Annotated in this window: 10 protein-coding genes; 1 reads left to right on the top strand and 9 read right to left on the bottom strand. The window is 36.0% G+C overall.

The features are described 5' to 3' along the window. Nucleotides 1-193 precede the first annotated feature (193 nt). The 8 genes from lysS to J2Z80_RS07770 form a co-directional block, all read right to left on the bottom strand. Complete coding sequence (lysS, locus tag J2Z80_RS07805; protein WP_209453879.1) at nt 194-1714, bottom strand: lysine--tRNA ligase; 1521 nt, start codon at nt 1712-1714, stop codon at nt 194-196. A 15-nt stretch (nt 1715-1729) separates the two neighbouring features. Next, nucleotides 1730-2203 (bottom strand): transcription elongation factor GreA, encoded by a 474-nt coding sequence (greA, locus tag J2Z80_RS07800; RefSeq protein ID WP_085112748.1) that lies wholly within the window; start codon nt 2201-2203, stop codon nt 1730-1732. Nucleotides 2204-2358: 155 nt separating this feature from the next. After that, on the bottom strand, nt 2359-3453 hold the full coding sequence (locus tag J2Z80_RS07795) for an NAD(P)H-binding protein (RefSeq protein ID WP_209453878.1): 1095 nt from the start codon (nt 3451-3453) through the stop codon (nt 2359-2361). Between the two features lie 25 nt (nt 3454-3478). After that, nucleotides 3479-4408: a DUF8754 domain-containing protein gene (locus J2Z80_RS07790; protein ID WP_209453877.1), complete on the bottom strand. Its 930-nt coding sequence runs from the start codon at nt 4406-4408 to the stop codon at nt 3479-3481. 4 nt (nt 4409-4412) lie between these two features. Then, a complete protein-coding gene (locus J2Z80_RS07785; protein ID WP_209453876.1) occupies nt 4413-4937 on the bottom strand; it encodes a transcriptional regulator in 525 nt (174 codons plus the stop codon). Between the two features lie 104 nt (nt 4938-5041). Then, nucleotides 5042-5266, bottom strand: a complete 225-nt coding sequence (locus J2Z80_RS07780) for a hypothetical protein (RefSeq protein ID WP_209453875.1) — start codon at nt 5264-5266, stop codon at nt 5042-5044. A gap of 14 nt (nt 5267-5280) precedes the next feature. Continuing rightward, nucleotides 5281-6450, bottom strand: coding sequence for a Ger(x)C family spore germination protein (locus J2Z80_RS07775; protein WP_209453874.1), 1170 nt, complete (start codon nt 6448-6450; stop codon nt 5281-5283). Nucleotides 6451-6484: 34 nt separating this feature from the next. Further along, nucleotides 6485-8005 carry a spore germination protein gene (locus J2Z80_RS07770; protein WP_209453873.1) on the bottom strand — a complete coding sequence of 507 codons (1521 nt, stop codon included), beginning with the start codon at nt 8003-8005 and terminating at the stop codon, nt 6485-6487. A 99-nt stretch (nt 8006-8104) separates the two neighbouring features. Between J2Z80_RS07770 and J2Z80_RS07765 the strand changes: the two genes are divergently transcribed. Next, nucleotides 8105-9241 (top strand): GerAB/ArcD/ProY family transporter, encoded by a 1137-nt coding sequence (locus J2Z80_RS07765; protein ID WP_209453872.1) that lies wholly within the window; start codon nt 8105-8107, stop codon nt 9239-9241. Here the strand turns inward: J2Z80_RS07765 and J2Z80_RS07760 are convergent, their stop codons facing one another. Beyond that, nucleotides 9242-10015 carry a type III pantothenate kinase gene (locus J2Z80_RS07760; RefSeq protein WP_209453871.1) on the bottom strand — a complete coding sequence of 258 codons (774 nt, stop codon included), beginning with the start codon at nt 10013-10015 and terminating at the stop codon, nt 9242-9244. Nucleotides 10016-10020 lie beyond the last annotated feature (5 nt).

Genomic DNA, 10020 nt, shown 5'->3' with positions numbered 1-10020 from the left:
TAAACATTATAGCGGATGATTCATGTGAATGGAAGGTATTTTTTGGATACCTTCCTTTTTCTATTTTTTACCGCCTACTAAAATTATACACTAAGTTTAATACGACTGCTTCCTAAGCTACACGAATATTTGTTTGCAAATTAATTTAAAAATAAAAACGGCTCTCATGAACCGTTTCTATTTTAAGCATGTTTTATTCATCATCGCCTTTTGTTTCATCTTGATCTGATTTTGGCTTCATAGTAGGGAATAGTATGACATCCCTTATAGAATACGCATCAGTCATAAACATTATAAGCCTGTCAATTCCAATGCCTAATCCACCGGTGGGAGGCATACCAACTTCTAAGGCATTTATGAAATCCTCATCCATCATATGGGCTTCATCATTCCCCGCTTCTCTCTGCTTAAGCTGCTCTATAAACCTCTCCTTTTGGTCAATTGGGTCATTTAATTCTGAAAATGCGTTTGCGATTTCCCTGCCGTATATAAAAGCCTCAAATCTTGATGTAAGTGCTGGATTGTCGTGTTTTCTCTTGGCCAATGGCGATATCTCAACAGGATAATCTATTATGAATGTAGGCTGGATAAGGTGGCTTTCGCAAAGCTCATCAAATACAAGAGCTATTATATCTCCCTTTTTCATCCCTTCATTGACTTCCAGGTGATGTCTTTTGGCAATTTCTACCGCTTCTTCATCAGACGATACTTTGTCAAAATCGATATCAAGGAATTCTTTTATGGCATCAATCATAGTAAGCCTTCTCCATGGTGGCGTCAGATCTATCTCAGTCCCTTGGTATATTATTTTTTTACTGCCATTTACCTTTTCTGCTACATAAGCAAATAGATTTTCAGTTATGTCCATCATACCATGATAATCAGTGTATGCCTCATACAATTCCAAAAGGGTAAACTCTGGATTATGCCTTATATCCATGCCTTCATTTCTAAACACTCTGCCCATCTCGTACACTTTTTCCAGTCCGCCAACGATAAGCCTCTTTAAATGAAGTTCAAGAGCTATCCTCAAGTACATGTCTATATCAAGAGCATTGTGATGTGTAATAAAAGGCCTTGCTGCAGCACCGCCTGCTATTGTATGAAGTATTGGTGTCTCTACTTCGATAAATCCTCTACTATCTAAAAATTCTCTAATAGCTTTTATGATTGCAGTCCTTTTGATAAAAGTTTCCTTTACAGTTGGATTTATAATGAGGTCCACATACCTTTGCCTGTATCTTAAATCAGGATCTTTAAGCCCATGCCATTTATCCGGGAGTATTTGTAGTGACTTAGAAAGAAGCTTAAAATCCTGAACCCTTATTGTCACTTCACCTGTCTTTGACTTAAACACTTCACCTGTCACACCTATGATGTCACCGATATCAAGTATCTTAAATATTTCGTAATTCTTTTCACCCAAAACATCCATCTTAAAGTAAAGCTGTATTCTTCCATCTCTATCCTGTATGTCAGCAAATGAAGCCTTCCCATGGCCCCTTTTGGACATTATGCGGCCAGCGATAGTAACTGTCTTGCCTTCAAAACTATCATAGTCATTCTTTATTTCTGATGTCATATTAGTCCTTTCAAACTTGTCAATGCCATAAGGCTCAATGCCTAAGCTTCTAAGCTCGTCCAACTTATTTCTTCTTATCTTAAGAAGTTCATTGAGATTTTCACCGTTATTTACATCATTCGTATTCGCCATAATACTCCTCCAATTTTATTTGTGTATTTCTAAAACTTTGAGTTTTATTATGCCTGCTGGCACTTCTACACTGACTGTATCTCCCACTTTTTTACCTAAAAGTGCCTTACCTATAGGTGATTCATCAGATATCTTGTTGTTCATAGGATCTGCTTCAGTAGAACCTACTATTGTATATTCTGCTTCTTCTTTAAAATCCTCATCATAAACTTTTACAGTGCAGCCTACGCTTACTTTGTCGATAGCGATATCCTCTTCATCGATGACTTGAGCATTTCTAAGCATGGCCTCTATTGTAGCTATCCTTCCCTCAATAAACGCCTGCTCATTTTTCGCCTCATCGTATTCAGAATTTTCGCTTAAGTCTCCAAATGCACGAGCCTGTTTTATCTTTTCCGCCACTTCAGGTCGTTTTACAGACTTAAGATAGTCTAACTCCTCTTCTAATTTTTTTAAACCATCATAAGTTAAAATCACTTGCTTACCCATATTGCCAATCTCCTTTATAACAATTTTGTATTTTATTCTATGTTTAAGCCGTATCATTTATGATAATATTAATACACAAGCACTGCTTTATGCAGTGCTTGTGTCTATATTTTCATGTGGAATATTATAAAACAGTTTACAAATAAAGTCAAGTACTATACAGTGCTAAATCTATTTCCTTTTAATCGCCTTGCAGCATTCTTTCTGACATTTTCTATAGTTTCCTCTGATACAGCTCTTTCAAAGCTTCTAAATCCTCCCAGTTTAAAACCATGCTTTTTAGCCAATTTTGAAATTGTATCTACCTGTTCAACAGTCAAATCTCTCCCTAATGAGTAGTTTTCTATTCTACCTTCCATTGCAAGTATCATAGTCTCTGCCATACAGGCATAGCTAGTCTTTGGCGGAAATCCAAAATTGAAGTGGAAATCTACATCACCCGGCACTTCTACAACACCACCTTCGATGACTAAAACATCGTCTCTTGCATCAGCAACTTCCTTTGATACATCTCTAGGCCTTGCCACATCACAAACAACTGCCCCAGGTTTTAAGTATTCAGGTCTTATGACGGTATCAACAGCACTTGTAACTGTCACAACTATGTCTGCTGTCTTTAATGCGTCTTTTACGTCAGATGTGACTCTTGCAGCCATACCTGTCTTTTCTAAAAGATATTTGCTAAAATCCTCCAACTTTTGCTTATTTCTCGCCACCAATGTCATGTACTTGGCTTCTCTGGAAAGTATCTCAGCACACACTTTCCCTATAGAACCTGTAGCACCTATGACCACAACCTCTGAATCCCTTATATCTTTCCCCATAAGTTCAGCAGCCTTTTTCGTGCCCTCTATTGCTGTAGCAATTGTGTAGCTGTTGCCTGTCGTTACAGCAATATTAAGGTTTTTTGCGACTGTAATTCCCGCATCACCAACAACAGACGTCAAAGCACCTAACCCTACAATTTCAGCTCCTAAATTTTCTGCTATCTTACCTGCCTTTATAATTTTTTTCATGACGTAGTCTTCAGGAAGGCTCATCATTTGATTAGAAATAAGCGGTACTGCTACAAAATAGCCTTCTGTCTCAGCGTACTTGCTTTTTACACCTGTTATTTCAGAGACCTTAAGTGGTGGCAGCATTTTTGTAAATCCCTCTACAAACTTTCTAGGCAATTTGTTCATAATCTTAAATTTTCTACTGACATCTTCATATTCAATTGGATGTATTATAAAAGCGAACTTGTGCATATTAATCATCCTTTCAACAAAATATTTACTTTTCTACTGAGGCTTTTTCACCGTTTAAATATTCTACTCTTGGCTCAAAGCCAATCCTATCAAGAAGCATGTTGTAATCCTCTGGTTTCATTTCAGACGGATTTTTGCCAGATAGGGATACAAGTACAGCCTCCATTACATTGGTGCCAAATGATCTTCCGTTGAGATTTGGCGTCGTTGTGATAAGGAGCTTCACACCTCTATCTTTAAGCATCTTTACGTCATCTTTTGTTACTGTGTTTGTCACGATTATTTTATCTTTTAGATCGTCAGGCATGTACTTTTTGACAAACAAGTAGTCGCCTGCTATTATGTCAGCTTCTTTATAAAATTTTTCATATTTTCTGCTGTCTATCGAAAGCTGCTTATCGCCAGTTGGATACAACATCTCAAACGGCATTTTGACTATTATAGGGGCTATAATCGCTGCTAAACCGTAAAGAAGTTTTAAAGAATGAAGCGGGATTGGCAATCCTAAAGCAAATATAATATCTCCAAGAGTCAAGTCAGCACCATATTCATGAAATGTCTGTGTCATGCCAAACCTATCCATAGCACTTACTATGAGGACTTTTTTACCTCTTATGTCAACGATGTTTTTGTCATGTATGTATTTTATTACCCTCCTCTCAAGTGTATTCTTAAGTCCAGAGCCGTCTACAATAGGTGATTTTTTAGCAGCATTTTTAAGCGGAACTGCATCTTTTATGACATATCTTCTCTCACCAGCATATAGATAAAGGTCTATACCGCCCATGCCAAAAGCGTCAACTTTTCCATCAAGCTCTTTTATAAGATCTATTGCCTTCTTCATATCGCCATCTGTGCCAATTCTTTCGATTATAAACTTTTCCCCTAATATCTCCGTCTCCACTCTGTTATTCCTTGTAGATGAGCCTATGCTTACACTGACTACTCTTTTCACTGAATCATCTCCTTAAGGTATTTAAAATGTCAGAAATCAGCTCTGGCTTTACGTAGACATCCTCTGTAAGAGGTGAATGCCCTATATTGACACATATCACTTCTTTGTCAAATATGGCTTCCATCAAATTTGTCCTTTTATCAGAGCCGAGGAATATTATCGTATCATAAGACTGTACCTTTGCGATTACATCCATAACCATGTTAAATAGTTCTGCACCTGTCATCTTATCTGCAATTCCAAGACGCTCTTTTTCAGATAAAAGCAAAATAAAGTCGATCCCGTAGTCTTTTAACAATTTTTCAATTTCATTCTTATTTTTAATTGGAAATCCTATTACTGCAATGTTGCCGCCTTTTCTCACCTCACCTATATTTTCCAGTCTTGATATAAAACTTCTATCAACTTTAAACTTTGATGCTGTCTCCTGCTGCGAAAAGCCGTTTACTCTCATTTCAATCATTTTGTCTATGATGTTGTGAAGCTTTTTAGTGTTTATAATCTTTTCTCCGATCTTTACAAAATCCATCTTAACCATCCTTTATGTGCACAATTTGTGCTCATACTAATTATAATTCTACTACTTACTGGCATATATTTCAAGATGATTTTAAGATAAATGAAGAAAAGTCTTCATTTACCCCATATTTTTTCTATTGGCTTTATAAGCATTTCAATTATCTTATTAGTCGCGGTGATTTTTATATCAAAAGCTACAAGCAAATTAAGTGTGTATCCGATTGCAACAAGTATAAAAAATGCTACAACTTCTTTTATTTTTTTCTTCTTTATAAGCCCAGGTACTTCAATGAATATTATTATTAAAAATATAATCGTAACTCCTAATGCATTTAACATAATTAACCCTCTCATTACCTCGGTTGAATAGGCTTTGATGTAAGTCCTGACCTCTTTAGGGAAGCTTTCACGCTTACATTGACTTTTACATTTGGATAAATTTCATTCCATCTATCCTTTATCTTCTCCCACACTTTAGGATATTTTTCTTGAAGTTTCTGTCCAAATCCTATGGAGTCAACTTTATACTTCTTTTGTATTGCATTTAGTGCATCTTCAATTTCACTTTTGACTTTCTGCTCCTGTAGGTCTTCAAGACTTTTTATCATCTTAAGCTCTGTAAGATTGTACATAGCATCTTGCTCAGTCATATTTGATTCAAAATTGATTTTTACATCGAAAGAAACATCATCACCGTTAACTTTCGGTATAATGCTGGACTTTGCTTTTATGACTGTAAATGTAATATGTGTTTTATCACCTTTAGGTCCTTTATCGATGACAAGTGATGTATTCTTAATGAAGTTATCCATCCACATTATTCCTTTCGTCTGCTCTTCTGATAAAAATCCAACCATCTTGTCGTTTTTAAATGCAGCAGCACCTACAAACCTTGCATGCTGTGGTTTACCATCCTTTTTTACAATTTCCAGCCTTCCAACTATAGGCTGCACTTCCTCTGTCTCAAGTGTCTCAACAAAATGGTTTACGTCACAGACATAACCTGACGATGTATTTCTCTGATTTTGAATCATACCTAAAATTTCCTTATATGGGTACTTCTCAACGTTTTTTGACAACTTCATAAGGTCATCAAGTGTACCACCTGTAACAACCACCAAATACGATGTCCTCCTAAACTCAGGATTCCTCGTGATGAAATCCAGCATACTGTATATGCCAGATCTTGCAAGGTTTTCTCCTATAAAAATTATTTCATTGTGCTGAAGAAAAAGCGTCCTTGAAAGCTCTGTATTAAAATTTGCAAACGCTTTTGCAAAATCAACTCCTCTAGAGCTATATACTTCATATGGTTTTCCTGCTGCAGCACCTCCTCCACCGCCTCCTGAACTTGTTGCTAAATTGGCTGGCTTCAAAACTTGGACAGTAATGTTGCACATTTTGTCTTTATCTATATCCATGCCTATACCCTGTACAAATGAAAGCTCGTTTATCTCTCTCTTATCCCAACATCCTGTAAGAAGCAGTGACAATATTATCAATAATGACAAAACTTTTTTCATAAGCAATGCCTCCCCAAAAATTTGAGGTTAGTGATTAACTTCTTGAATAATTTTGCCTCTTGACATTTTGGCCTGCTACTTTATGAGGTCTAAATATCTTTGCCCACCATGGTATCCTTATAAATACATCATTAAGTTCTCTCGTATTGCTAGGTGCAAGAGGTGAAAGATAAGGAACACCAAAAGATTCCAATGATGCTAAATGTGCCAGTATCATCATAAGTGCCATAATAATGCCAAAAAAGCCGAGTGTACCTCCAACAATCAGCATAGCAAACCTCAAAAGCCTAAATGTTATTGCTATATTAAATGCAGGTATTGAAAATGATGCTATACCTGTTAGTGCCACTACGATTACCGTTGCAGCAGATACTAATCCTGCCTGCACTGCCGCTTGACCAATGACTAAAGCACCCACAATACTTACAGCTTGGCCTACCTGCATCGGGAGCCTTATTCCTGCTTCTCTCAGTATTTCAAAGAAAAACTCCATCAAAAATGCCTCCATAAGAGTAGTAAACGGCACTCCTTCCCTTTGTGCAGCAATAGAAATCGCAAGTGGAGACGGTATCATCTCTTGATGATACGTCACAGCAGCTACATAGATCGATGGCAGCGTAAGAGACATAAGCATCGCTGCAAGTCTGAGAATCCTGAACAGCGTCGATATATAGTACCTCTCATAGTAGTCCTCTGCTGACTGAAAAAATTGAACGAAAATTGTCGGCACTACAAGAACTTCAGGAGAACCATCTGATATGATAGCCACTCTCCCCTCCAAAAGCTCTGCTGCAATTTTATCAGGCCGCTCTGAATGTTCTATCTGAGGAAATGGTGAAAATGGATTGTCCTCTATCATCTCTTCTAGATATCCGCTGTCAATAATCCCATCAATATCTATTTTGTTAAGCCTCTTTTTAACTTCCTCAACGACTTCGTCTTTTGCCACATCTTTAATGTAAGCTATTGCAACGTCTGTTTTTGTATACTTCCCAATTTTTAAACTTTCTATTACAAAATTCGGATTTTTTATCCTCCTTCTAAGCATTGACGTATTAACCCTAAGCGTCTCTACAAACGCCTCTTTAGGCCCTCTTACAACAGCCTCTGTCGTTGATTCAGCAATACTCCTTTGTTCCCATCCTTTAGTACTTATTACGATAGATTTATCGACACCATCAACAAAAACAGGCGTATCGCCGTCTAAAATCCTTTCTACGACGTTCCCAAACTTCTCTTCCTCTTTGATGTCTGCCGTTGTGATGAAGTAATTTAAAAGTGATTCATAGACGCTTTTTTTGTTTAAAGGATTTCCGTTTAGTTTTCTAGTTTCCAATGTAATAGGCTCTATTATGCTGTTATTAATTAATGCCTTATCAACAAGTCCATCTACACATATTAAAAAGGCTTTTACCTTTTTTTCGCCTATCCTAAATTCTCTAAATATGATATCACTGTTTTGCTTTAAAAGAGTCTTTAATACTTCTAAATTTTTGTCTATATCATCGTATAAATTCATGTCTTTATAGTATTCAATTAAATGTGATCTGTCCATACAATGCACCTCCAAATTTATTATTCCAAAAACGCATGTGGAATATAATAAATGATTAAAACAAATAATATTTTATATAAAGTTATAAAGGAGTAGAATATGTTCAGAAATTTATTGAGTTTTGAAGCAACAACAGAAAAAAAAATCTCCCCAAAACAATTTATATACATAATAATATCAGTTGTACTATCTACAGCTACGATTTTTTTGCCATCTATTGTTGCATCAAAAGCTGAACAAGATTCATGGGTATCGGTAATATTAGCCGCAGGATTCAGCATACCTGTATTTTGCCTTTACTACGGCATATCCAATATGTTTAAAGACAAAACTGTATTTTCTTTTTTGGAAGACATATTCGGTAAAATTCTGGGGAAAATAATCGCATTTTTCTATCTTCTATTTTTTATTCATTTAACCGCAATAATGATTAGAGAACTTTATGAAATCATGCGAAGCGCATTTATGTCTAAAACACCGCCTATAGTATTTTCATTCTCTTTGATGGTTGTAGCATCATACGCTGTCACAAAAGGGTTTATTGCAATTGCCAGAATGAATGAAATTGTATTTCCTTTCGGCATGGGACTTTTAGGATTCGTTATTTTTTTCTCAATGCCTTATGTGAAACTTGAAAATTTCCTTCCTATCTTAGCAAATGGATTGCTGCCACCCATAAAAGGATCTCTACCGCTGATATCATGGATGCTTGAAAGCATAATAATATTAGCCATTTTTCCTCACGTATCTGATAGCAAAAAAGTCTTAAAAAGCGGCATAATATCTCTTGTCTTTATATCTTTTGCACTTATGCTTGGCGTACTTGCAATAGGCATTTTTGGCTCTAAGACTACTGCAGACTTTAAATTTACTGCATTAGAAATGACTCGTACTATAAGACTTAGCAATTACTTTGCTAGGCTTGATTCAATGATAATGGCTGTATGGATAGAAGGGATATTCATGAAAATAACGATATTTTTGTATATAATTGTAAAGGGATTTTCTGATATATTTAATTTTGATGATTATAGATTTTCTGTACTTCCAATTGCATCAATAATAGTTCCTATGTCTATATTTGTATCTACAAATATAGATGAATTATACAATTTCTTAAAAGATAAATTCGTTTACGAGACGGTGATTTTCGAGGTTATTTTGCCTTTATTTATATTTCTTGTTGCAAAATTAAGAAAGCTGGACAAAAAAACAAATGTCCAGCAAAAAAGATAATCACACCTTTTCTATGTTTCGCTCGTATATTATTCTCAGTCCTTCCAAAGTCAACATGTCATTTACAGTATCTATAACTTTTGATTCTTGTGCAATCAGTTTTGCAAGACCACCCGTTGCCACGACATAGGCGTTCACAGCAAATTCCTTTTTCATCTTATTCACGATGTAATCCACCATGCCTGCATGGCCGTAGATCAATCCTGACTGCATACTTTCAACAGTATTTTTACATATGACTTTTTCAGGTTTTACAAGCTCTATTTTAGGAAGTTTTGCTGTTCTTTGGAACAGTGCATCTGCCGATATGATTAATCCTGGTGCAATAGCACCACCTAAATACTCACAGTTTTTTGAAACGGCACAAAATGTTGTCGCTGTACCAAAATCAATTATTATCACCGGTCCGCCATACAATTCATATGCTGCAACAGCATTTACAATTCTATCTGCACCAACTTCCTTCGGATTATCGTATTTTATGTTTATTCCTGTCTTTATGCCGGGACCTACTATTATAGGATATACATTGAAATATTTTATAGTCATTGCTTCAAGTGTGTGCATTATAGGAGGCACAACAGACGATATTATTGCTGCATTTATATCGCTTAAACGCATATTTCTGTACTCAATAAGCTGTTTTATCAATATTCCATATTCATCTGACGTCTTTGTCTTGTCTGTGGCGATCCTAAATGAATATAAAAGCTTCTTTCCCTCGTACACACCTAATACGATGTTCGTATTTCCTACATCAAAGACAAGCAGCATTCAAA

The sequence above is a fragment of the Thermoanaerobacterium butyriciformans genome (assembly GCF_017874545.1).
In the GTDB taxonomy this organism is placed as follows: domain Bacteria; phylum Bacillota; class Thermoanaerobacteria; order Thermoanaerobacterales; family Thermoanaerobacteraceae; genus Thermoanaerobacterium; species Thermoanaerobacterium butyriciformans.
The sequence above is the reverse complement of the archived record's forward strand: the minus strand, read 5'-3'. Positions and strand labels throughout refer to the sequence as shown.